This window comes from Streptomyces sp. NBC_00224 (genome assembly GCF_041435195.1).
In the GTDB taxonomy this organism is placed as follows: Bacteria; Actinomycetota; Actinomycetes; order Streptomycetales; family Streptomycetaceae; genus Streptomyces.
In genome coordinates, this window is the sequence record NZ_CP108106.1 from 6773592 (window position 1) to 6797537 (window position 23946).

Below are 23946 nucleotides of genomic sequence, written 5' to 3' on the forward strand. Positions count from 1 at the left end.
ATTCCGTGAGAGCCGGCATTGCGGGCGGCGGGTACCGTCAGCGAGGTTCGGCGCTGATGCTTGCTCTGGCGGAGCTAGACCTTCTCGGTCGCGATCTGCGGGTGGTTGGCAGTGAGCATGGCGATGTCCTCGACGTCTGAGGTCAGGATCGTGACGCGTCCACGGTGGGTGAGCGCCGTCGCGCAGAGCATGGCGTCGATGGCGTACTTGTGGCCGTGCAGCCCGGCCGTGCGTAGCAGGGTGGCGGCGGACTGGGCGATGGCCTGGGTGACCGGCTCTACGCGCATTCGGGACAGCGTCCATCTCAGCGCCGCGTCATTGATTCGAGGGTGGATCACCTCGACCAACACTGCGGCGGAGGTGACCACCGGCAGGTCGGCGTCACGGGCGGCGGTGAGCCACTCGTGGACCTCGCGGTCGCGTTGAACGGCCTTGGCCAGGCCCTCACTGTCGAGGACGAGGGCGCCGCTCACGCAGCAGCCCCGGTACCGGAAGTGGGAGTGGTTCCGGTGAGCTTGGCTCGCTTGGCGGCCACGGCCTCCGGATCGGCCGGACCGTTGGCCTGGTCGAAGGCGGCGATCAACTCGTCCAGGTTGTCGCGCTCGATCTGGCGTTGGGCGGCCTTCTCTAGGTACGCGGATACGCCACGCTTGCCTACTCGCTCGCGAATTGCCTGCAGGGTGCCGGCGGTGAGGGAGACGGAGATGCCGCTGCTGGGGCCATCGCCGGGGAAGAAGTCGGTGTCGTCGTCAGCCATGACGTGAGTATGGCATTTCTAATGCTATACGGCGACCTCCTGGGTCGGACCGTGCGTCAAGAGATCGCACGTAATGCCCATGGCGCACGCAATGCACGTTGCCCGCGAGGCAGATTTGCATCCCTGATGCGCCGCTGACCTGCGATTTTCTTCCACATGTTTTTGATTCACATCTTTCCGATGACGCATCATGTGGAGTGCGTGGCGATTCTGGAGCCGGTGCGGGACGAGGGCTGAGCTGCGGGTTCGGGGCCTGCGGGTTGTGGGCGTTACGGGCGATGTCGTGAGGCATGTTCGACGCACGTGACGCGCATGACGCACGTTTGGCGCAGGCACGGCTTAGTTCTGTCCGGGTTCACGCCCTGGCGCATGGTCAAGGCGGCGCGGGAGTTCACCGAGCAGCGGGGGCGTGCAGGAGCATCGACGCGGTGCTGCGCCTCATGGGTGGCCTCGGCGGGACGTGCGGCAACGGGCGACCGCTACTGAAGGGGCTGGAGGGTGTGGCCCAAGGGGCCCAGGTCCTCCTGTGCGAGGGCTTCAGGCTCGCGCAGCGCTTTCCGGGAACCCGAGTTCCTGCCCGCCGCCGGTCTCGAAGAACCTCTCCACCACCCCGTCCTCAACTTCCCCGAGCGTCCCCGGCGCCCACCGAGGCTCCCGGTCCTTGTCGATCACCTGGGCCCGGATCCCCTCGACCAGGTCCGGGGAGGTCAGGGCCGCGCAGGAGATGCGGTACTCCTGGGTCAGGACTTCCTCCAGGGTGGGGAGTTCGCGGGCCCGGCGCATCGCCTTCAGGGTGACCTTGAGGGACGTGGGGGACTTCGTCAGGATGGTCTCGGCTGCTTCCTTCGCCTCCTGGATGCCGGAGGTCAGAAGGCGGTCCACGATCTGCTCCACCGTGTCCGCCGCGTAGCAGTGGTCGATCCACTCGCGGTGGGCGGCGAGTTCGCCTGGCGGGGGAGGCTGGTGGGTGTGGTGGGTGAGTGCGTCTCGTACCGGTGACATCGTCAACTCGGCTATCAGCGCCGGGAGTTGGAGCGACGGGACGTAGTGGTCCGCCAAGCCGCACAGGATCGCGTCCGCCGCGCCCACCGGTGTGCCCGTGAGGGCCAGGTGGGTGCCCAGTTCGCCGGGCGCTCGGCTGAGCAGATACGTACCGCCCACGTCCGGGACGAAGCCGATGCCCGTCTCGGGCATGGCGACCCGGGAGCGCTCGGTGACGATCCGTACGTTGCCGTGGGCCGAGATTCCGACCCCGCCGCCCATCACGATGCCGTCCATCACGGCCACGTACGGCTTGGACCAGCGCGCGATGCGGGCATTGAGACGGTACTCGTCCCGCCAGAAGTCCGCCGAGGCCGTGCCGCCCGAGCGGGCGTCCTCGTGGATCGCGCGGATGTCGCCGCCCGCGCAGAGCCCGCGCTCACCGGCGCCGGTGAGGACGACCGTCTCCACGGACGGGTCGTGCTCCCACGCCGTCAGCGCCTCGTCGATCCGGCGGACCATGGCGTGGGTCAGCGCGTTCAGCGCCCTCGGCCGGTTGAGGGTGAGGTGGGCGGCGCGGCCATGGCGCGTCAGCAGGACGTCCTCGGCGTCGGGGGCGGCGTCGGGGAGTGCGGCGGTGCTGCTGGGGCCCATGGGCTGGCGGTTCCTTTCGGATCCGGGCAGATCCTTGCGGATCTTTGAGACGATCTCCCCGAACATATAGTTGGACGTCCTAGTAAGTCCATCGGGTGAGTCGCCGACCGTTCCCGCCGCCCTCGCCCGCCGTCCTCGGGCCTAGGGTGCTGTCGTGCCGACGTACAGCATTGGCCAGGCAGCGGGGCTGCTCGGCGTGAGTTTCGAGACCGTCCGGCGGTGGGCCGATGCCGGGCGGCTGCGGAGGGAGCGGGACGGTACGGGCAACCGGGTGATCGACGGGGTCGGGCTCGCCGCGTTCGCGCAGGAGCGTGCCGTCGGGTCGTACGAGGTTCCCGGCGGGGTGGCCACCTCGGTGCGGAACTCCTTCGTGGGGATCGTGACGGCCGTGGCGGCCGACGACGTGGCCGCGCAGGTGGACATCCAGTGCGGGCCGCACCGGGTGGTCTCGCTGGTGACGCGCGAGTCCGTCGAGGAGCTCGGCATCGACGTCGGGGTGACCGTCACCGCCCGGGTCAAGTCGACTCATGTCCATGTCGACCTGGGGTGAGTCGTGAGCAGGAGAACGGCTTGCTCAGCGACACAGCAGTGCCGCCCGTAGGTCCAGTTTGTGGTCGAGGCGGGACAGGTCTCTGCCGGTGAGGACCTCCACGCGTTCGATGCGGTAGTGGACCGTGTTCACATGCAGATGCAGCGCCTCGGCCGTCCGTGCCCACGAGCAGTTGTGCGCCAGGAAGACCTCAAGTGTCTCCAGGAGCATGGCGTGTGACGCACTGTCGGCTCGCAGCAGCGGGCCGAGCGTGCGCGCGCAGTACGCGGCTCGCACATCCGCCGGTACGCCCGCGAGCAGTGACTCCAGCGTCGACAGGTCCTCGACCGCCGTCACCCGGGCGGCGCCCGGCGACGTGGTCCGGGCCGCCGCGAGCGCGTACCGCGCCTGCCCGAGAGCGGCGCCGAGCCCGGCCGCGGCGGCGGGCGCGCTCACTCCGGCGTGGAGCGGGGTCGCCTTTGGCCTGCAGTCCGCCAATAGGGGCCATATTTCCCCGAGTTGGTGCCAGGCGTCTTCCTGCTCCTGTTCTTGGACGATCGCCACCGCCTCGCCCTCCTCTGCCCTGCCCGTGCCCACGACGAACGTCGCCGGAGCCACGTGGTTCAGCGCCTCCGTCAGCGCGTCGACGGCGCCCGTCTGCCCCTCCGTGCCGCCGAGCGTTGAGACCAGGACCCGGTACGGGCCCTCGGCCCGCAGCCCGCACGCACGCAGCGCGCCCTCCACTGCCTTGGCGTCCGGACCGATGCCCGCCGCTCCGGCCGCGCCCGCCCCCACCGCCGCGACCAGCTCGTCCGCCGTCTGCCGTTCCGTCGCCCGGCGGCGGTCATGGTCGTGCCGGGTCTGGGCGAGGACCTCGGCTATCTCGTGCAGCACGCGCGACGGGACCTCCGCCGTGCCCGGCAGGTGCAGATGCCAGACGTCGTACGGGCTGTGTGAACCGTAGGGCGGGTAGGGGCCGGATGAGCCGTACGGGCCGCGCGGGCCGCTCTCCGTCTGGATCCGCAGCGTCGTACCCGCCGCGGCGCGCATGTTCAGCGCGGCGCGGTCGGCGGGCAGCGCGGGCGCCGAAGGGGTACGGGCCACCGTACGGCCGCTGCTGGTCAGCAGGTAGCAGGGCGGGCCGCCGAGCGGGGCGAGTGCGCGGTCAAGGAGCTCGCCGGGGTCCGCGCCTCGGTCCAGGAGTCGGCTGAGCTCGGCGCGTACATTCTCGGGCAGCGCGTAGTGCGGTGCCGGCAGGCGGCTGAGGTCGCCCCACTGCCGCAGGTACACCGCCTCGGTGATCGCGCGGAAACTCGTCCGCGCGGGCACGGCGAGCAGCGGCACCCGGTGTGCGCGGCAGGAGTCGATCAGCTCGTCGGGGACCGTGCCGTGGGTCTCCTCGCCCGCCAGGAGCGCGGTCGCCCCCGACGTACGCAGTGCCGAGACGAATTTGTCGGTCTTGGCCCGGGCGTCGCCCGGGTTCCACCACACCAGGCCGCTCAGCACGACCTCGCCCTCCTGGAGGAAGCGCGCCGGGTCCTCCAGGTCGGTCGTGGTCACGCCGCTCATCTCGCGGCCGAGGAGCGATTCCTCGCCCCAGAGGAGGGTGAGGTCCAAGCTGTCGAGCTGGAGGAGGTGTCCGACGTGCATGCTCTGGCTCCTTGCGCGGCTGCCGGGCGGGCAGTGGCCCGGCTTCTCACAATCACTAGGTGAGTGTGGGTCGAGCCATCGTAAATGCCAGGTCAGTGACGGGGAATGGTTCTTGGTTGGTCCTCCAGATACCGGTCGCGCTGCTGGGATGTTTCTGCGTGGGGCGTCGGTCGCGTCCGGCCGCCCGTACAGGCTTCACTGGGTCGAGGGTGACGGCGACGGCGACCGCCGGCCAGCCGGCCGGACGTGAATTGGTGGTCCCGCCCGACCGCTGCGGGGCGTGCTAAGGCAGCGCGATCACCGGCATCTGGGTCGGTGACTTTCCCCGGCATGTCCGACCAGGGGAACGGCGGTCACTCACAGAGGAACGGCGGCTGCTCAGTAGACATCGCGGACATAGCGTTTCCCCGCCGTCATCCGCTTCAGATACGCCGCCGCCGACTCCTCGTCGAGCCCGCCGTGCGCTATCGCGATGTCGCGCAGCGCCCGGTCGACGTCCTTGGCCATACGGGAGGCGTCGCCGCACACATAGAAGTGCGCCCCGTCCTGGAGCCAGGACCACAGCAGCGGGCCGTGCTCGCGCATACGGTCCTGTACGTACACCTTGGCGCGCTGGTCGCGGGAGAACGCCGTGTCCAGGCGTGCGAGGGTGCCCTCCGCGCTCAGTTTGGTCAGTTCGTCCTCGTAGTAGAAGTCGGTGGCACGGTGCTGCTCGCCGAAGAACAGCCAGTTCGGGGCGTGATGGCCCAGGGCGCGGCGTTCGTAGAGGAAGCCGATGAACGGGGCGACCCCGGTGCCGGGGCCGACCATCACCATCGGCGTCCCCGGGTCGGCGGGCGGCCGGAAGTGCCGGGTGCGCTGCACGTACACCGGAAGCGGCGCGTCCGGCGGCGAGTCTGCGAGCAGAGCCGAGCACACGCCCGCGCGCCCGTGGCCGAGGCGGTTCTCGTACCGGACGACCGAGACCGTTACGGACACCTCGTGCGGGTCGGTCAGCGGGCTGGACGAAATCGAGTACAGCCGTGGCCGCAGGCCGCGCAAGACGCCCGCCCACTCGGGCGCGCTCGCGCGCACCCCGTGTTCGGCCACCACGTCCACCGCCTGACGGCCCCAGGACCACTGTGCCAGCTGCCACTTGTTGTCGGGTCGCAGCAAGTGCTTCAGGCGGCGGTCATGGGTCCGCTCGGCGACGAACTTGAGCAGGTCGGGGCCGACCCGCGTGATGTCCAGGTGTTCGTGCAGCGCCGTACCGAACGGGACTTCGCCGACCCCGCCGATCTCGACGGGGGCCGTGGAGTCCAGACCGGTGACGGCCAGCCACTCGGCCACCAGGTCCGGTGAGTTGACCGGGTGCACGCCGAGTGCGTCCCCGGCCGCGTAGGTGAGCGGGGTCTCGCTCGCGCGGGTGTCGAAGGTGAACCGCCGCACCTCCTTGCTCGAACCGGGGAGGCTGAGCAGCGAGTTCCCCGTCAGTCGGGCCGTGACGGCGGCGGCCCGGGAGCTGGGGAGGGGTGTGGTGGGGCGAGATGCGGCGGGGGCGGCTGACGTTCGGGCCGCCGTGGAACTCGTAGGGACAGTTGCGGTGTTGGGGACCGAGGATGTTGCTGTACCCGATGAACGGACACCGTGCGACGCGAGTTCCCCTCCCGCCGCGAATTCGTCAGGGAAATTTTCGTCAGGGAAATTTCCGGGCGTCCCGGGGGAGGGCTGGACGGGGGTGCCCAAGGCCGTGTCGCCGGGGAGACCGGCGGGCGCGTCGGGAGGCGTGTTTCCGGCGGCCGACAGCTCGTCCAGGCGGGTCAGCACCCCGTCGAGCCACTCCTGTGCCCGGTCCTCGAAGTCCGGTTCGCAGTCGGTGCGGGGGAGCAGCCGTACCGCACCCAGCTCGGCCAGCCGCCGGTCCAGGCGTCGGCCGTGCCCGCAGAATTCGTCGTACGACGAGTCCCCGAAGGCCAGGACCGCATAGCGGCGCCCTTCCAGGCGCGGGGCCTCGTCATCGGCCAGGGCGTCCCAGAACGCGGCGCCGTTGTCGGGCGCTTCGCCGTCTCCGGTGGTGCTGGTGATCAGCAGCACCTCGGCGTCGGCGGGCAGCGTGTCCGGAGCGGTGTCGTCCATGGAGACGAGCCGGATCCGGTGCCCGGCGCCGGCGAGCCGTTCGGCGCCGGCCGCGGCGAGCTGCTCGGCGTTGCCGGTCTGCGAGGCCCACAGCACCAGCACGTCACGGCCTCGGGGGGCCGAGGGCGGCGTGACGGGTGCGGGGGCGGGCCGCGGGGTCGCCCGCGAGTACATCCCGGCCAGCACGCCGTTCACCCACAGCGCGTGCTCCTCGCTGAACGGCGCCGTCGGCGGCAGTACGGGGATGCCGGGCGCGCCCGACTCCAGCCCGGCCAGGAACCCGGCGAGGTACTGGCGTTCCCGCTCGGTGAGGACCGGCGGGGGTGCGCCGAGCCCGAACACGGCGGCGGGGGCGGCGCCTTGACCCGCAAGAAGGGGCGAGTCGGAGGCCGTGCGCTGGGCGGGCACGGCGTATGTGAGGGGCGCGGGGGCGTCGAGGAGCGCGGTACCCGCGACGAGCGCCCCCGCCGTGCCGGAGGCGCCTGGCGCCACCGCCACAGCGCCGCCCACTCCCGCTGCCCCGGAAGCACCTGCCGCCACCCCGGCCGAGCCGTTCGCGCCCGCCGTCCCCCGGCCACCGCCCGCGCCCGCCCCCGTCCCCGGCATGACAGGCCGCGCCACCTCGGCCGTGACCCTCGTCAGCGACACCGCGCACACCTTGAACTCGGGCTGCAGCGAGATCGGGTCCACCGCGTCGCTGGTCACCGCGTTGATGCTCAGATCCGCGCCGAACAGGTCGTTCCAGTGGAAGGGCGCGAAGCAGCACCCCGGCCGCACCCGGTCGGTCACCACGGCGGGCAGCACCGCGCGTCCGCGCCGGGAGGCGATCTCCACCCCGTCGCCCTCGGCGATGCCGAGGCGTTCGGCGTCCTGCGGGTGCACCTCCACGAACGGCGCCGGGTTGAGCTTGTTGAGCTTGGCCACCTTCCCCGTCTTGGTGAGCGTGTGCCACTGGTGCTGCAGCCGCCCGGTGTTGAGTACGAACGGGAAGTCGTCGTCGGGCATCTCGGCGGCCGGGAGGTGCGGGCGTGCGTGGAATACGGCCCGTCCGCTCGCCGTCGGGAACACCGGACCGCCGCCGTCCTCGGCCACGTACCGGATCGGGTTGCGGTCGGGCCCCTCGGCGGTAGGGGCAGGCCACTGCACCGGCGTGGCGCGCAGCCGCTCGTAGGTGACCCCGCGCAGGTCGTAGCCGGTCTTCGGGTTCCAGGCGCGCTTGATCTCCTCGAAGACCTCTTCGGGACCGGCGTAGGTGAACGCCTCCTCGTACCCCATCGCGCACGCCACGCGCGCGATGATCTGCCAGTCGGGCAGCGCCTCGCCGGGCGCGTCGACGGCCTGCCGGGCGAGGGTGAGGTTGCGCTCGCTGTTGACGAGGACGCCCTCGGCCTCCGTCCACAGGGCGCCGGGCAGCACCACGTCCGCGTACGCGGTGGTCTCGGTCTCGGCGAACACGTCCTGGACGACGACGAACTCGGCCGCCCGCAGGCCCTCGGCGACGGTGCGGCGGTTGGCGACCGAGGCGACCGGGTTGGTGCAGATCACCCAGCACGCTTTGATGTCGCCGTCGGCCATCCGCCGGAACATCTCGACGGTGCCGAGCCCAGCCCCGTCGGTGCGCAGCGTGCCGGGCCGCAGCCCCCACAGCTCCTCGGTGAAGGCCCGCTCCTCGTCGACGAGCACCGAGCGCTGGCCGGGCAGCCCGGGGCCCATGTAGCCCATCTCGCGGCCGCCCATGGCGTTCGGCTGGCCGGTGAGGGAGAACGGGCCGCTGCCGGGGCGGCATATCGCGCCGGTCGCCAGATGCAGGTTGACCAGGGCGTTGGTGTTCCAGGTGCCGTGCGTGGACTGGTTGAGCCCCATGGTCCAGCAGCTCATCCACTCCCCGGCCGTGCCGATCCACCGCGCCGCCGTGCGGATGTCCTCCTCGGGAATCCCGGTGATCTCGGCGACGGAGGCGGGCGGGTAGTCGGCCAGGAACTCCCCCATCGCCTCCCAGCCCTCGGTGTGCTCGGCGATGAAGGCGGGGTCCGTGTGCCCGTTCTCCTGGAGCAGGTGCAGCAGCCCGTTGAGCAGCGCGAGATCCGCGCCCGGCTTGATCTGTAGGAAGAGGTCGGCCTTGGCGGCGGTCGCGGTGCGGCGCGGGTCGACGACGATCAGCTTCGCCCCGGCCTTGACGCGCTCCATCATCCTCAGAAAGAGGATGGGATGGCAGTCGGCCATGTTGGAGCCGATGACCAGGAAGACGTCCGCCTTCTCGAAGTCCTGGTACGAGCCGGGCGGCCCGTCCGCGCCGAGCGACAACTTGTAGCCGCTGCCCGCACTGGCCATGCACAGCCGGGAGTTGGACTCGATCTGGTTGGTGCCGATGAACCCCTTGGTCAGCTTGTTGGCCAGATACTGCGCCTCCAGGCTCATCTGGCCGGACACATACAGCGCGACGGCGTCCGGCCCGTGCTCGTCGACGATCGCCCGCAGCCTGCCCGCCGTCTCGGCGATCATCGCGTCGACCCCGGCGGGCACCGGCTCGGCCCCCCGCTCACCCCGTACCAGCGCGGTGGCCAGGCGTCCGGGAGCGGCCAGCATGTCGGCCGTCGTCGCCCCCTTGGTGCACAGCCGTCCGGAGTTCGCGGGGTGCGCCTTGTCGCCGGAGGCCTTGAGTACCGTGCGCCGGCCGTCCGGCCCCACGGTGATGTCGAGGACCATCCCGCAGCCCACACCGCAGTACGAGCAGACCGTGCGCACCTTTTCGGTGGCGGCCCGCGTGCCCTGTGCGGTCAACGGGTGTCCCCTCTCGTCTCGGCCGGGATACCTTGGGCTCCGACCGTACGAAATGCCCGTTACTTCGATGTCACGTGCGGCGATCACGAGTGGTTACGTCGGCCACACTAATCGCCCCGCGATGCTGTGAGCACCTGTGTGCGACTGCGGCACGCCTCCGATGTCGGACATCACGAGGTGTGCGGGCCCGATGTGAGGGGGCCTGTCGACCCCCGACTCTGTAGGGTGGCGCTCGCAGCTGGTTCGCCCCGTCCGCCAGGCGGGAGGCGTCGTAAGAGGGAACCCGGTGGGAATCCGGGACTGCCCCGCAGCGGTGAGCGGGAACGACCGCCGTCATACGCACTGGGCCCGGCCGGGTCTGGGAAGCGACGGCCACTAGGTGTCCGCCGGGAAACCGGCAGGCGTGCCCGCGAGTCCGAAGACCTGCCCGTTGCCCGTGCGCGACCGACCGCGTGCGGAGACCTTGGTGACCTCGTGGGCGGGTCGGCGAGACAAGAGGTGGTTCGAGCGCGGGCACCGCTCCGCGCGGGCCGCCCTGTCCGTCTCCCTTCGCACCCACGACCCGTACCAGGGTTGTTTTCGGGACATTCTCGCGAAGGAGAGTTTCGTGACCAGCAAGTCCGCAGCCGCGGCAGCACGAGCCACTGTGTACGGCTACCCCCGCCAGGGCCCCGACCGGGAACTCAAGAAGGCCGTCGAGGGCTACTGGAAGGGCCGCGTCAGTGCCGACGCCCTCCGTGACACCGCCCGCGACCTGCGCCGCGCCAACTGGCGCCGGCTCGCCGACGCGGGCGTCGACGAAGTCCCCACCGGCGACTTCTCGTACTACGACCACGTCCTCGACACCAGCGTGATGGTGGGTGCGATCCCCGACCGGCACCGCACCGCCGTCGAGAGCGACACGCTGGACGGCTACTTTGCCATGGCCCGCGGCACCCAGGACGTGGCGCCGCTGGAGATGACCAAGTGGTTCGACACCAACTACCACTACCTGGTCCCCGAGCTCGGCCCGGACACCGTCTTCACCGCCGACTCCGGCAAGCAGGTCGCCGAGCTCGCCGAGGCGCTGGCGCTCGGCCTCACGGCCCGGCCCGTCCTGGTCGGCCCGGTCACCTACCTCCTCCTGGCCAAGCCCGCGCCCGGCGTCGACGCCGCCTTCGAGCCACTGGCCCTGCTGGAGCGGCTGCTGCCCGTGTACGCCGAGGTGCTCGCCGATCTGCGGGCGGCCGGCGCACAGTGGGTGCAGCTCGACGAGCCCGCCCTCGTCCAGGACCGCACCCCCGCCGAACTGGACGCCGCCGCCCTCGCCCACCGGGCGCTCGGCAGCCTCACCGACCGCCCCAAGCTGCTGGTCGCCTCCTACTTCGACCAGCTCGGCAAGGCCCTGCCCGTTCTCGCCAAGGCGCCCGTGGACGGCCTCGCCCTGGACTTCACAGGACCGGCCGCCGCCAACCTCGACGCCCTCGCGGCCGTCGGCGGACTGCCTGACAAGCGGCTGGTCGCGGGCGTCGTCGACGGCCGCAACATCTGGATCAACGACTACGAGAAGTCCCTCGCCACCCTCGGCACGCTCCTCGGCCTCGCGGGCACTGTCGACGTGGCACCGTCCTGCTCGCTGCTGCACGTCCCGCTCGACGCGACGGCCGAACGCGACATCGACCCGCAGATCGCCCGCTGGCTCGCCTTCGCCCACCAGAAGACCGCCGAGACGGTGACGCTGGCCCGCGGCCTCGCCGGCGGCACCGGCGCCATCGCCGCCGAACTCGCCGCCAACCGCGCCGACCTGGCCTCGCGCGCCGGATCCGCGCTCACCCACGACCCGGCGGTACGCGCGCGTACGTCGACGGTCACCGAGGCGGACGGCCGCCGCTCCCAGCCGTACGGCGAACGCGCCCCGGCCCAGCGCGCCCGGCTGCGACTGCCGCTGCTGCCCACGACCACCATCGGCTCGTTCCCGCAGACCACCGAGGTGCGCACCGCCCGTGCCGACCTGCGCGCCGGACGCGTCGACACCGCAGGGTACGAGGAGCGCATCAAGGCCGAGATCCGCGAGGTCGTCGCCTTCCAGGAGAAGGCGGGCATCGACGTCCTGGTCCACGGCGAGGCCGAACGCAACGACATGGTGCAGTACTTCGCCGAGCAGCTGACCGGCTACCTCGCCACCCGGCACGGCTGGGTCCAGTCGTACGGCACGCGCTATGTCCGCCCGCCGGTCCTGGCCGGCGACATCTCCCGGCCGCGGCCGATGACGGTGCGCTGGACGACGTACGCCCAGTCGCTCACCGACCGCCCCGTCAAGGGCATGCTCACCGGGCCGGTCACCATGCTGGCCTGGTCGTTCGTCCGCGACGACCAGCCGCTCGCCGAGACCGCACGCCAGGTGGCGCTCGCCCTGCGCGACGAGGTCGAGGACCTGGAGGCGGCCGGGACCTCGGTCATCCAGGTCGACGAGCCGGCCCTGCGCGAGACGCTGCCACTGCGCGCCGCGGACCGCGCCGCCTATCTGGACTGGGCCACGGAATCGTTCCGCCTGACCACCGGCGGCGTACGTCCCGACACCCAGATCCACACCCACATGTGCTACGCCGAGTTCGGCGACATCCTCCAGGCCATCGACGACCTCGACGCCGACGTCATCAGCCTGGAGGCGGCCCGCTCACACATGCAGGTGGCCGACGAGCTCGCCGCCGCGGGCTATCCGCGCGAGGTGGGACCCGGTGTCTACGACATCCACTCGCCGCGCGTACCGAGCGCCGAGGAGGCGGCCGCACTGCTGCGCAAGGGGCTCGCGGCCATCGCGCCGGAACGGCTCTGGGTCAACCCGGACTGCGGATTGAAGACCCGCGGCTGGACCGAGACGAAGCAGTCCCTGGAGAACCTGGTCGAGGCCGCCCGTACGGTCAGGACGCAGGTGCAGCAGGGGGCTTGACACGGCCGGGGTGTTCGGGCACGCGCGCGTGCCCGAACACCCCGGGACCCGCCGAGGCAGACGGGGCTCGCTACACATCGGCCATCTGCGGCATCTCGCCCTGTGTCGTCTGCAGGTCGATCACCGAGAACGTCGCGCCCTGCGGGTCGCTGAGCGCCGCAAAGCGCCCGAAGGGCGTGTCCATCGGCCCGAACCGCAGCACCCCGCCCCGCTTGGTCGCCTTCGCCACCGCGTCGTCGCAGTTGTCGACCGCGAAGTACACATTCACGTACGAGGGGACCTCGGGCGGGAACTCCTCCGTCATCCTCATGCGCCCCATCACCATCTCGTCACCCACGCTGAAGACCCGGAAGTCGACCGCGTCGTCCTGCATCTGCTTCGTGCCGTACGGAAACACCGCGGGCAGGAACGCGTCGACCTTCGCCGGGTCGCGGGTGAAGAACTCGGCCCAGCAGAACGCGCCATGCACGCCCTTGGCCTCGAAGCCCTCGTGACTGCCCGCCTGCCACACGCCGAAGACGGCGCCGCTGGGCTCGCGGGCGATCGCCATCGACCCGAAGTCGCCGACCTGCATCGGCTCCATCAGCACCTCGCCGCCGTTGTCCTTGATCTTCTTCGCGGTGGCGGCGACATCGGGCGACGCGAGGTAGAGACACCACGCCGACTGGCCCTCCTGCCCCGGCATCGGCGGCACGACGGCCGCCACCGCCTTGCCGTTCGCGTACGCCTGCGTGTAGTTGCCGTACTCCGACGACGCCTCCCCGAACGTCCAGCCCAGCACGTCACCGTAGAAGCTCTTCGCTCCCTCGACATCGGTGAACATCGCATCGGCCCAGCACGGAGTGCCCTCTGGTTCTGCGGCCATGACTGTGCTCTCTCCTGTGTGACAGACGGTCCGGCTTGCCACGCTAGCCAGCCGCCCCCGACCCCGCGCGTCGAGCGCTTCCACGCGCCGGGGCGCGGACGACCGGAGCGCCGAAAGGGGTGACGCGCCGGGACGGCGGGCAGGTAATCGGGTACGGATCCTGGCGGGGCGGGACGACTCGGGCGTAGCGTGACCCGGCGCTGGCGCGCACAGCGACCTACAGGGGGCGTGTGACCTCATGGACAAGCCGGTCTGGCAGTTCTCGGACGACCGCGGGCAGGTGGCCACGGCGAGCGGGGTGCCCACCAGGGTGACCGCCTACATCCAGGCCGGAGCCACACTCTGGGACCACGGAGTCGGCCCCGGAGCCGTCTTCGGCTCCTTCCACGACGGGGCCGCACCCGACCGCGCCAAGGCCGGCGGGCTGCCCTTGGACCGCCTGCGCTACCTGGGCGCGGGCGCCGCCCTCGACCTCGACGTGCTGCTCCAGGGCACGCCCGACCTCGTGGTGGCCGTCAGCTACGGCGGCGGCCAGGTCTACGGCCTCGCCCCCGAGACGGCCAAACACCTGGAGGAACACGTTCCGGTGGTCGTCATCGACATCGGGCACTCGCGCTCCCTGGCCGAGATCAGGGACCGCTTCACGGACCTCGCCCGCGCCCTCGGCGGCGACCGCCACCACGAGGACGCCGCCCGCCTCCTCGACGCGGCGCAGCGCCGTCTGCGCACCGTGACGGCCGCCACGCGCGCGTACGCGGAGACGGACCCGCCCGTGGCGCCCCGCGTACTCGCCCTCTCGCCCGCCGGGACCGACCAGGTCCACGTGGCGCGCCCGGGAGCCTGGCCGGAGCTGCGCGCCCTGGCCGAGCACGGTGTCCACCTGGTGGAGCCGCCCGCCGGAACCGGGGCGAACTGGACCACGCTCACCTGGGAGGAAGCGGCCGCCCTGCCCGCCGAGATCGTCCTGTCCGACGTACGGGTGAACGCCACCCCCGTCGAGCAGCTGCGCGCCGACGCGCACTGGAGGACGATCGAGGACCGCGCGCGCGTGCTGCCGTGGAACCCGGAGACGCCGTGCAGCGCCCGGGCCCACGCCCGGTTCTTCGCCCTGGTCGCCGACGCGGTGGACTCCCGTACCGCACGTTAGTACGCCTCAGTGCGGACAACTTCACAGCTCAGAGCCGTGTCGGAGTTGGGCTGAACGGGTGAGCGGCGTCATCATGGCCGGATGCAGATACAGCACATGGGCGAGGTGGTCCGGTGAGCAGGTACGACGTCACCGATGAACAGTGGGAGGGGCTCGCCCAGGTCGTTCCGCTGCGCAGTCGCAATGAGTGGCCGTCGCGCGTCGACCACCTCACCATCCCCAACGAGTACGCGGCCGTCGCACAGCGCCGCTTCGTGGTCCTGCGCGTCCAGGTCTTCGCGGACGCGCGCGAGGTCGCCGAATACATGATGGCGCAGACCCCGGTCCTGCTCGATCTGACGGGCGCGGACACCGAAGTCGCCAAGCGCATACTCGACTTCAGCAGCGGAGTGGTCTTCGGCCTGGGCAGCGGAATGCACCGGGTCGACCGCAACGTCTTCCTCCTCGCCCCCGCCGGCACGGAGGTGGAGGGCATCGCCGAGGCCGTCGTGCCCCATGCGTAGGGCCGTTCCCGTGCGGGAGAACGTTGTGTAAGGCCATCCCCCAGGGCGGAGCCGTCCCTCGTTCGTAGGAAGGCGATCGAGGCGTAACGGTTCGTCACGTTTCGCCCTCGTACGGTCCGTTCCATGAACGGAACCTGCGACCGGCCCACCGTCACCGAACTGCGGCTCTCCGCCTTCAAGTCGCACCGCGGCGCGGTCTTCCCGCTCGGCCCGCTCACCTTCCTGGCGGGACCGAGCGGCAGCGGCAAGTCCAGTGTCCTCCAGGCGTACGAGGCACTGGCCCGGCTCGGCTCCGGCGCCACCCTCGCCTCGGCGTTCCCCGACCCCGCCGGGTGCGTACCGGAACGCGCCGAGGCGGACGCCCAAGGCAGACGCGGGTTCCGCATCGGCTGCACCGTCGACGGGCCCGCCGGACCCGTCCGGCTCGACCTCGCCGTCCAGGCCGAGCCGGAACTCCGCGTCGTCGGCGAACGTTTGACCAGTGACGGCGACACCCTCCTGTCCACCGCCCTGCGCGACCCCGGCCGCTCCACCGTGCAGGCCGCCTGGCACACCGCCGGCGCCGTCCCGGTCACCCGCGCCCCGCTCCCCGACGACCGGCTCGGCACCGCCCTGCTGCCACTGCGCGTCGCCGGGAAGACCGAGGGGCAGCTGCGGGTCCTCGCCGCCGCCGAGCAAGTGGTCGTCGCCCTGCGGTCCGTGTTCGCCTGCGACCCCCAGCCGCAGCGCATGCGCGAACCCGTCCTGCCCGGCCAGGGACGGCTGCGGCGCGGCTGCGACAACCTCGCCGAGATCCTCTCCCGCACCGCCGAGGAGTGCACCATCCGGCATGCCCGGCTGGTCACCGCGGCCCGCGCGGGCTGCGCCGGCCCGGTCACCGCGCTCGCCGCCGAAGAACTGGCCGACGGGACGTTACGGGCCGTGGTGGGCCGCGGCGAACGGACACCCACGCCCGTGGCCCGCCTGGGCGAAGGCGAACTGCGCTACCTCGCGCTCGCCCTGGTCCTGCTCACCGGCCCCGGAGTACTCGCCGTCGACACCGTCGCCGAGATCCCGTCCGCCATGCAGACCCTCACCGTCCTCACCGACGGATTCGACCGGGGCCTCGACCGGCGCCAGGCCGGCGAACTGGCCGCACTGGCCGCCGAGATGTGCCGACGCGGCCACATCCGTCTCGCCGGCACCGTCACGGACGCCGGATGCGCCCGAGGAGTCCAGGGGGCGGCAGTGGTAGACCTGGAGCCGTGACCGAACTCGACGTAGAGGCACTCCAGCGCCGACTGGCCGACTTCGCGGCCGCGCGCCACTGGCAGCCCTTCCACACCCCCAAGAACCTCGTCTCCGCCCTCAGCGTCGAGGCCTCCGAACTCCTTGAGATCTTCCAGTGGCTGACCCCCGAGCAGTCCGACCGCGTCATGCACGACCCCGACCGCGCCCACCGGGTGACCGACGAGGTCGCCGACGTCCTCGCCTATCTCCTCCAGCTCTGCGAAGTCCTCGGCATCGACCCGCTCGCCGCGCTCGCCGCCAAGATCGACCGCAACGAGCTCCGCTTCCCCGTCCCCACCGCCCCGCCCGCCCCGCAGAACCTCACCGGGCCCGCCCCGGCACAGACCCGCCCGACCTCCGCACAAACCGGCCGCGCCCCTGTACAGAACCCCGAAGAAAGTCCAAACGGTCACTCTTCGGAGTGAGCGAGTTATTCAAAACCCCCTGCTCGTCCACAGATTTCCCAATTCCTCTGGCTTTCCTGGCCTCAGAAGCTCACTCTAGGTAGTGACGGGGAAACGGATCGTCGTATGAACGGGGGCGACTCATGGACGCGGTACGGCTCATCGGAGTGAGCAGGTTAGCGCTCGCGGAAAGTACCGCGGCGCTGGAGATCGTCGCCGAGGCCTGGCAGGCACAAGCCCTCGCCCAGGCCATCGGAAGCCACCTGGCGGCCACCGGCCCACCGGAACTCAGGGGCGAAGCACGCGGCCTCAGCGAGACCGGCGGCCGCGGCTGCGGCGCCCTCGACCACCCCGGGCTGCGCATCGGCGGCATCCGCGCCACCCAGCTCTCCGAAGTCACCGACGCCAGACAGACGCTGACCGGACTCGGTGGCCTGCTCGGAGATGTCGGCATGGCCCTCGTCGGCGTCGCCTGCGCCACCGACGAAGAAGGGCTCTACTGGCAGTGCATCGAAGCGATCGACGCCGCCGACGAGTCGAGCGACCGGGTCCGCGGAATGCTCCGCCGACTCACCGTACGCGAGCAGGAAAGACGGCCCGGCGCCCTGCGCGACTCGACGGCGAGGCCGTCATGACCGGACGGGAGTCACCACACCGGCACTCACACGCCCGTGGAGCGGCCCTCCATATGCCCACCGGCGTCCTGACCCGGCAGCACACGCTCGGCGGAGGACTGCAGATCGGCGTCGAGCTGCGAAAGATCCGCGTTCAGCGCCGCCATCAACTCCTCCATCTGCTGCAGCAGCCCCTTCGGCGCACCTTGCTGCCCGGGCACGGACTGCCCGGCCGGCTCCTGCGGCACGGCCTGTTCGGGCACGGCTTCCTGGGACATGGCGGCCTCCTCGGCCCAAGCCCTCCCGCGAGGCCGCGGGGGTGGCAGTTCGACAGACGCGTCGGCAACGGCCGCCGGCGCGCGGGCCGGGCGGTCCGGCTCCGCCCGAGCCAACGACCACTCAGCGCGACAGTCACTGGTCAGAGCCCGCGCGGCCCGTCAGGTGGACGATATTCACCCGACTGGGCAGCCATCGCGCATACGGCAAGGGCGGGGTTGACGACAGTTCGAAGGTGCAGGATGGATGCATGGATCTTCGAATCTTCACGGAGCCCCAGCAGGGCGCCGACTACGACACTCTCCTCGCCGTCGCGAAGGCCACCGAAGCCCTCGGATTCGACGCCTTCTTCCGCTCCGACCACTACCTCCGGATGGGCTCGGCGGACGGCCTCCCGGGCCCCACCGACGCCTGGATCACCCTGGCCGGACTCGCCCGCGAGACCAGCCGCATCCGCCTCGGCACACTGATGACCGCCGGCACCTTCCGGCTCCCCGGCGTCCTCGCCATCCAGGTCGCCCAGGTGGACCAGATGTCCGGCGGCCGTATCGAACTCGGCCTGGGCGCAGGCTGGTTCGAGGGCGAGCACAAGGCGTACGGCATCCCCTTCCCGAAGGAGAAGTCCGCACGACTCGAAGAACAACTGGCCATCGTCACCGGCCTCTGGGCCACCGAGACCGGCAAGACCTTCACCCACGACGGCACCTACTACCAGCTCACCGACTCGCCCGCGCTCCCCAAGCCCGCCCAGGCCAAGGTGCCGGTCCTGATCGGCGGCCACGGCGCGGTCCGCACCCCACGGCTGGCCGCACAGTACGCCGACGAGTTCAACATCCCGTTCGCCTCCCTGGCCGACAGCGAGCGGCAGTTCGGCCGGGTGCGCGCCGCCGCGCAGAGCGCCGGACGCAGCCCCGACGGCCTGGTGTACTCCAACGCCCTGGTCGTCTGCGTAGGAAAGAACGACGCCGAAGTGGCGCGCCGGGCGGCCGCCATCGGAAGGGAGGTCGAAGAGCTCAAGGCGAACGGACTGGCGGGCTCGCCCGCCGAAGTAGTGGAGAAGATCGGCGCGTACGAGGCGATCGGTTCGTCCCGGATCTACCTGCAGGTCCTCGACCTGCACGACCTCGACCACCTCGAACTCATCTCCTCCCAGGTCCAGTCCCAGCTGAACGGGGCCTGACCGTGCGGCCCGCCCGTCCACTCGCCGACGCCCTGGCCGAACGGACCGTGGTCCTTGACGGCGGCCTCTCCAACCAACTAGAGGCCCAGGGCTGCGACTTGAGCGACCCGCTCTGGTCGGCCCGGCTGCTCGCCGACGACCCGAGCCAGATCGAGGCCGCACACGAGGCGTATGTACGGGCGGGCGCACAGGTACTGATCACCTCCAGCTACCAGGCGACGTACGAGGGCTTCGCCCACCGGGGAGTGCCCCGCCGCGAGGCGACGGCCCTGCTTGCCCGGAGCGTGGAGCTGGCGAGAAAGGCGGGGGAGAGGGCGGGGGCGGGGAGGGGGGTGGGGGGAGGGGAGGGGGAGCCCCCCAAGAAGGCCGAAGTATGGGTCGCCGCCTCGATCGGCCCCTACGGCGCCTTCCTGGCCGACGGCAGTGAGTACCGCGGCGGGTACGGGCTGACGGTGAAGGAGCTGGAGCGCTTCCACCGCCCCCGCGTCGAGACGCTGGCGGCAGCCGGGCCGGACGTGCTCGCGGTGGAGACCGTGCCCGACGCCGACGAGGCCGAGGCGCTGCTGCGGGCGGTCGAGGGGTGCGGAGTACCGGTGTGGCTGTCGTACAGCGTGGAGGGGCTGCGGACCAGGGCGGGCCAGCCGCTGGAGGAGGCGTTCGCGCTGGTGGCGGGCCTGGACCAGGTGATCGCCGTGGGCGTGAACTGCTGCACGCCCGCCGACGCGGACCGTGCCGTGGAGCTCGCGGCGTCGGTCACCGGCAAGCCGGTGGTCGTCTACCCCAACAGCGGGGAGCGCTGGGACGCGGAGGCCCGGTCGTGGCGGGGCGGCGCCACGTTCGACCCGTCGCGCGTAAGTGCCTGGCGCAGCGCGGGCGCCCGTCTGGTGGGAGGCTGCTGCCGGGTGGGGCCGACGGAGATCGCACGGCTGGCGGGGTTCGTGGCAGAAGAGGCGTGAGGGGCGGGACAGGTTGAGGCCACCCTCGGCACTCAGGGGAAAATGCCTGGTAGGAGCTGTTGAAACCGGGTGATACTCGACGCGTGTTCCTGACAATCACCACGACCGGTACCCCTGAACGCCCCGCCACCGACCTCGGGTTTCTGCTGCACAAGCATCCCGGGAAGGCGCAGGCGTTCTCCACGTCGCACGGCACCGCGCACATCCTCTACCCCGAGGCGAGCGCCGAGCGCTGCACGGCCGCGCTGCTCCTGGAGGTGGATCCGGTCGCGCTGGTGCGGCGGGGCAAGGGCAAGGGTCGTGGCGGAGCCCCCGATTCCGCGCTGGCGCAGTACGTCAACGACCGTCCGTACGCGGCCTCGTCGCTGATGTCCGTCGCGCTGAGCACCGTCTTCAGGAGCGCCCTGCGCGGTGTGTGCAACGCGCTGCCGGAGCGGGCCGAGGCGCCGCTGCCGCTGCGGATCGAGGTGCCCGCGCTGCCCGCGCGCGGCGGCGCCGACCTGGTGCACAAGCTGTTCGGGCCGCTGGGCTGGGCCTCGGTCTCGGCGGAGCCCGTCGCGCTGGACGAGGAGTTCCCGGAGTGGGGCGAGTCCCGTTACGTACGGCTCGTACTGGAGGGGGAGCTGCGGCTCGCGGACGCACTGCGGCAGTTGTACGTGCTGCTGCCGGTGCTCGACGACGCCAAGCACTACTGGGTCGCGCCCGACGAGGTCGACAAGCTGCTGCGCGCCGGTGACGGCTGGCTGGCCGACCACCCCGAGCAGAAGCTGATCACCAGCCGCTATCTGTCCCGGCGCTGGGGGCTGACCCGGCAGGCAATGGAGCGCCTCGAACTGGTGCGACTGGCCGAGGCCGATGACATCGCCGTCGAGGCCATCGACAACGCGGTGGACGAGACGACCGACACCGAGGACCGGCCCGTGCCGCTCGCCGTACAGCGACGCGATGCCATCCTGGCGGCGCTGACCGCCACCGGGGCGAGCCGGGTGCTCGATCTGGGCTGCGGCCAGGGACAGTTGGTGCAGGAGCTGCTCAAGGACGTCCGATTCACCGAGATCGTGGGTGTGGACGTCTCGATGCGGGCGCTGACGATCGCCGCGCGGCGGCTGCGCCTGGACCGGATGGGCGAGCGGCAGGCCGGGCGGATCACCCTGATGCAGGGCTCGCTCGCGTACACGGACAAGCGGCTCAAGGGGTACGACGCGGCCGTGCTCAGCGAGGTCATCGAGCACCTCGATCTGCCGAGGCTGCCCGCGCTCGAATACGCGGTGTTCGGCGCGGCGCGCCCGCGAACGGTGATCGTGACCACGCCGAACGTCGAGTACAACGTGCGCTGGGAGTCGCTCCCGGCCGGGCATGTGCGCCATGGCGACCACCGGTTCGAGTGGACGCGTGCGGAGTTCCGCGACTGGGCCGTTTCGGTGGCCGAACGGCACGGTTACGGCGTCGAGTTCGTGCCCGTGGGGCCGGACGACGCCGAGGTGGGGCCGCCCACCCAGATGGCTGTATTCGAGATGACCACGACCGCGAAGGAGGCGAACGCCGCATGAACACCGAGAACGACACCGACACCGAGGCCGGTACCAGCACCAGTACGAGTGCCAGCACCAGCACCAGTGCCGAGACGAGCACGGAGACCGGGACCGGGACCGGGACTGGGATCGAAACCGGCACCGGAACCGGAACCCGGACCGACGTCGGGCCCCCGACCCCGCCTCGCAAGCGCGCGCTCGCCGTCCCCGACCTGTCCCTCGTCGTTCTCGTCGGCGCCACCGGATCGGGCAAGTCCACTTTTGCCCGTCGGCACTTCAAGCCCACCGAGGTCATCTCGTCGGACTTCTGCCGGGGCCTGGTGGCCGACGACGAGAACGACCAGAGCGCCAGCGGCGACGCGTTCGACGTGCTCCACTACATCGCGGGCAAGCGGCTCGCGGCCGGGCGGCTGACCGTCGTCGACGCCACCAGCGTGCAGGTGGAGAGCCGCAGACAGCTGGTCCAGCTGGCTCGGGAGCACGATGTGCTGCCCGTGGCCATCGTCCTCGATCTGCCCGAGGAGGTCTGTGCCGCCCGCAACGCGACCCGGCCCGACCGTGCCGGCATGCCCCGTCAGGTCATCGCGAGGCACCGCCGTGAGCTGCGGCGTTCGCTGCGCGGCCTGGAGCGTGAGGGGTTCCGCAAGGTCCATGTCCTGCGCTCCGAGGCGGAGGTGGACAGCGTGGAGATCGCGATCGAGCGACGCTACAACGACCTCACTCACCTCACTGGCCCCTTCGACATCATCGGTGACATCCACGGCTGCCGCTCCGAGCTGGAGACGTTGCTGGTGAAGCTGGGTTACGTGGACGGGGCGCACCCCGAGGGCCGTACGGCGGTCTTCGTCGGTGACCTCGTGGACCGTGGGCCGGACAGCCCGGGTGTGTTGCGGCGCGTGATGAGAATGGTGGCCGATGGTAACGCTCTGTGTGTTCCCGGGAACCATGAGAACAAGCTCGGACGTTATCTGGGTGGCAAGAAGGTCCAGCGCACCCATGGACTGGCGGAAACCATCGAGCAGTTGGAGAGGGAGGGCGATGGATTCAAGGAACAGGTGAAGGAGTTCATCGACGGGCTCGTCAGCCACTACGTGCTCGATGGCGGCAAGCTGGTCGTCTGTCACGCGGGTCTGCCCGAGAAGTACCACGGGCGTACGTCGGGGCGTGTTCGCTCGCACGCCTTGTACGGGGAGACGACCGGCGAGACCGACGAGTTCGGCCTGCCCGTGCGCTACCCGTGGGCCGAGGACTACCGGGGTCGCGCGGCGGTCGTCTACGGCCACACGCCCGTCCCGAACACGTCGTGGATCAACAACACCATCTGCTTGGACACGGGTGCGGTGTTCGGCGGAAAGATGACCGCGCTGCGCTGGCCGGAGCGCGAGCTCGTCGACGTGCCTGCCGAGAGGGTCTGGTACGAGCCGGTCCGTCCGCTGGCCACCGAGGCGCCCGGTGGCCATGACGGACGCCCGCTCGACCTCGCCGACGTGCACGGCCGCCGGGTCGTGGAGACCCGGCAGCTGGGCAATGTGGCGGTGCGCGAGGAGAACGCGGCGGCCGCGCTCGAAGTCATGAGCCGTTTCGCCGTCGACCCACGGCTGCTCGCGTATCTGCCGCCGACGATGGCGCCCACGGCGACCTCGCGTGCGGCGGCCCGCGGCAGCGGCGGTGACGAGCAGTTCCTGGAGCATCCGGCGGAGGCGTTCGCGCAGTACGCGGCGGACGGGGTCGCGCGGGTCGTGTGCGAGGAGAAGCACATGGGCTCGCGGGCGGTGGCCCTGGTGTGCCGTGACGCCGAGGTGGCGCGCGAGCGGTTCGGGGTGCAGGGGCCGACGGGCGCTCTGCACACCCGCACCGGTCGTCCGTTCTTCGACGACGCGGCCGTCACCGAGGAGATCCTCGGCCGGTTGCGGGCGGCCGTGTCCGCGGCCGGGCTGTGGGACGAGCTCGGTACGGACTGGCTGTTGTTCGACGCCGAGCTGATGCCGTGGTCGCTGAAGGCCTCGGGGCTGCTGCGTTCGCAGTACGCGGCGGTGGGTGCCGCGTCCGGGGCGGTCTTCCCGGGCGCGCTGGGGGCTCTGGAGGCGGCCGCGGCGCGCGGTGTCGACGTGGACGGGCTGCTGGCGCGTCAGCGTGAGCGGGCGCGGGACGCGGAGGCGTTCACCGACGCGTACCGGCGGTACTGCTGGACCACGGACGGGCTGGAGGGTGTGCGGTTCGCGCCCTTCCAGATCCTGGCCTCCCAGGGCCGCAGTCTGGCCGCGGTGCCCCACGACGAGCAGCTGGCGTGGCTGGACCGTCTGGTCGAGCACGACCCGACGGGTCTGCTCCAGGTCACCCGGCGCCTGGTCGTCGACACCGGCGACGAGGCGTCCGTGCGGGCCGGCGTCGACTGGTGGCTCGATCTGACCGCTGCGGGCGGCGAGGGCATGGTGGTCAAGCCGCTCCAGGCGCTGGCCCGGGACGGCAAGGGGCGCCTTGTGCAGCCCGGTATCAAGGTGCGCGGACGCGAGTATCTGCGGATCATCTACGGTCCGGAGTACGTGCGCTCCGACAACCTGGAGCGGCTGCGGCAGCGCTCCCTGGGCCACAAGCGCTCGCTGGCGCTGCGGGAGTACGCGCTGGGGCTGGAGGCGCTGGACCGGCTGGCGGCGGGCGAGCCGCTGTGGCGTGTCCATGAGGCGGTGTTCGCGGTCCTGGCCCTGGAGTCGGAGCCGGTGGACCCCAGGCTGTGAAGCCGTGGGGGCGGAGCCGTGCGGTTCCGCCCCCACGGGCCGGGGTGGAAGCCGCCGGTTCACCGGGTG

At 71.4% G+C, this 23946-nt stretch carries 17 protein-coding genes, 1 pseudogene and 1 riboswitch; of the genes and pseudogenes, 11 read left to right on the top strand and 7 right to left on the bottom strand.

What is annotated here, in order from left to right; genetic code table 11:
* Positions 1-74: 74 nt before the first annotated feature.
* The 3 genes from OG965_RS30285 to OG965_RS30295 all read right to left on the bottom strand — a co-directional run bounded on the left by OG965_RS30285 (position 75) and on the right by OG965_RS30295 (position 2392).
* Complete coding sequence (locus tag OG965_RS30285) at positions 75-473, bottom strand: type II toxin-antitoxin system VapC family toxin (protein ID WP_371655207.1); 399 nt, start codon at positions 471-473, stop codon at positions 75-77.
* Positions 470-757: a hypothetical protein gene (locus OG965_RS30290; RefSeq protein ID WP_371655208.1), complete on the bottom strand. Its 288-nt coding sequence runs from the start codon at positions 755-757 to the stop codon at positions 470-472. Before OG965_RS30290 ends, OG965_RS30285 begins: the two co-directional genes overlap by 4 nt.
* 537 nt (positions 758-1294) lie before the next feature.
* Positions 1295-2392, bottom strand: coding sequence for an enoyl-CoA hydratase/isomerase family protein (locus OG965_RS30295; RefSeq protein WP_371655209.1), 1098 nt, complete (start codon positions 2390-2392; stop codon positions 1295-1297).
* Positions 2393-2546: 154 nt separating this feature from the next.
* On the opposite strand from OG965_RS30295, the gene OG965_RS30300 reads away from it, so the two are divergent.
* A complete protein-coding gene (locus OG965_RS30300; RefSeq protein WP_371655210.1) occupies positions 2547-2942 on the top strand; it encodes a molybdopterin-binding protein in 396 nt (131 codons plus the stop codon).
* Between the two features lie 24 nt (positions 2943-2966).
* Here OG965_RS30300 and OG965_RS30305 read toward each other — a convergent pair whose 3' ends face one another.
* Both OG965_RS30305 and OG965_RS30310 read right to left on the bottom strand, forming a co-directional pair.
* Positions 2967-4571, bottom strand: coding sequence for a PucR family transcriptional regulator (locus OG965_RS30305; protein WP_371655211.1), 1605 nt, complete (start codon positions 4569-4571; stop codon positions 2967-2969).
* A 378-nt stretch (positions 4572-4949) separates the two neighbouring features.
* A complete protein-coding gene (locus tag OG965_RS30310) occupies positions 4950-9467 on the bottom strand; it encodes a molybdopterin-dependent oxidoreductase (RefSeq protein WP_371655212.1) in 4518 nt (1505 codons plus the stop codon).
* 272 nt (positions 9468-9739) lie between these two features.
* A riboswitch (cobalamin riboswitch) is annotated at positions 9740-9892 on the top strand.
* Between the two features lie 182 nt (positions 9893-10074).
* Here OG965_RS30310 and metE point away from each other — a divergent pair.
* Complete coding sequence (gene metE / locus OG965_RS30315; RefSeq protein WP_371655213.1) at positions 10075-12396, top strand: 5-methyltetrahydropteroyltriglutamate--homocysteine S-methyltransferase; 2322 nt, start codon at positions 10075-10077, stop codon at positions 12394-12396.
* 70 nt (positions 12397-12466) lie between these two features.
* Here metE and OG965_RS30320 read toward each other — a convergent pair whose 3' ends face one another.
* A complete protein-coding gene (locus OG965_RS30320; protein WP_371655214.1) occupies positions 12467-13261 on the bottom strand; it encodes a VOC family protein in 795 nt (264 codons plus the stop codon).
* A gap of 238 nt (positions 13262-13499) precedes the next feature.
* On the opposite strand from OG965_RS30320, the gene OG965_RS30325 reads away from it, so the two are divergent.
* From OG965_RS30325 to OG965_RS30345, 5 genes and pseudogenes are all read left to right on the top strand, one after another.
* Entirely contained in the window at positions 13500-14408 is a 909-nt protein-coding gene (locus OG965_RS30325; RefSeq protein ID WP_371655215.1) for an ABC transporter substrate-binding protein, read from the top strand.
* Between the two features lie 113 nt (positions 14409-14521).
* Positions 14522-14911 (top strand): cell division protein SepF, encoded by a 390-nt coding sequence (locus OG965_RS30330; RefSeq protein WP_371655216.1) that lies wholly within the window; start codon positions 14522-14524, stop codon positions 14909-14911.
* A gap of 123 nt (positions 14912-15034) precedes the next feature.
* Positions 15035-16159: an AAA family ATPase gene (locus OG965_RS30335; protein WP_371655217.1), complete on the top strand. Its 1125-nt coding sequence runs from the start codon at positions 15035-15037 to the stop codon at positions 16157-16159.
* Positions 16156-16476: pseudogene (locus OG965_RS30340) on the top strand (nucleotide pyrophosphohydrolase); the annotation flags it as partial. The gene OG965_RS30335 and the pseudogene OG965_RS30340, both read left to right, overlap by 4 nt.
* Before the next feature lie 251 nt (positions 16477-16727).
* Positions 16728-17219, top strand: a complete 492-nt coding sequence (locus tag OG965_RS30345; protein WP_371655218.1) for a DUF6099 family protein — start codon at positions 16728-16730, stop codon at positions 17217-17219.
* Between the two features lie 26 nt (positions 17220-17245).
* Here the strand turns inward: OG965_RS30345 and OG965_RS30350 are convergent, their stop codons facing one another.
* Positions 17246-17476 carry a hypothetical protein gene (locus OG965_RS30350; protein WP_371655219.1) on the bottom strand — a complete coding sequence of 77 codons (231 nt, stop codon included), beginning with the start codon at positions 17474-17476 and terminating at the stop codon, positions 17246-17248.
* 248 nt (positions 17477-17724) lie between these two features.
* Between OG965_RS30350 and OG965_RS30355 the strand changes: the two genes are divergently transcribed.
* The 4 genes from OG965_RS30355 (at position 17725) to OG965_RS30370 (ending at position 23877) form a co-directional block, all read left to right on the top strand.
* Positions 17725-18654 carry an LLM class F420-dependent oxidoreductase gene (locus tag OG965_RS30355; protein WP_371655220.1) on the top strand — a complete coding sequence of 310 codons (930 nt, stop codon included), beginning with the start codon at positions 17725-17727 and terminating at the stop codon, positions 18652-18654.
* A 2-nt stretch (positions 18655-18656) separates the two neighbouring features.
* Positions 18657-19610: a homocysteine S-methyltransferase gene (gene mmuM / locus OG965_RS30360; RefSeq protein ID WP_371655221.1), complete on the top strand. Its 954-nt coding sequence runs from the start codon at positions 18657-18659 to the stop codon at positions 19608-19610.
* An 83-nt stretch (positions 19611-19693) separates the two neighbouring features.
* Positions 19694-21160, top strand: a complete 1467-nt coding sequence (locus OG965_RS30365) for a 3' terminal RNA ribose 2'-O-methyltransferase Hen1 (protein ID WP_371655222.1) — start codon at positions 19694-19696, stop codon at positions 21158-21160.
* Complete coding sequence (locus tag OG965_RS30370; protein ID WP_371655223.1) at positions 21157-23877, top strand: polynucleotide kinase-phosphatase; 2721 nt, start codon at positions 21157-21159, stop codon at positions 23875-23877. The genes OG965_RS30365 and OG965_RS30370 overlap by 4 nt, the downstream gene beginning before the upstream one ends.
* Positions 23878-23946: the final 69 nt, after the last annotated feature.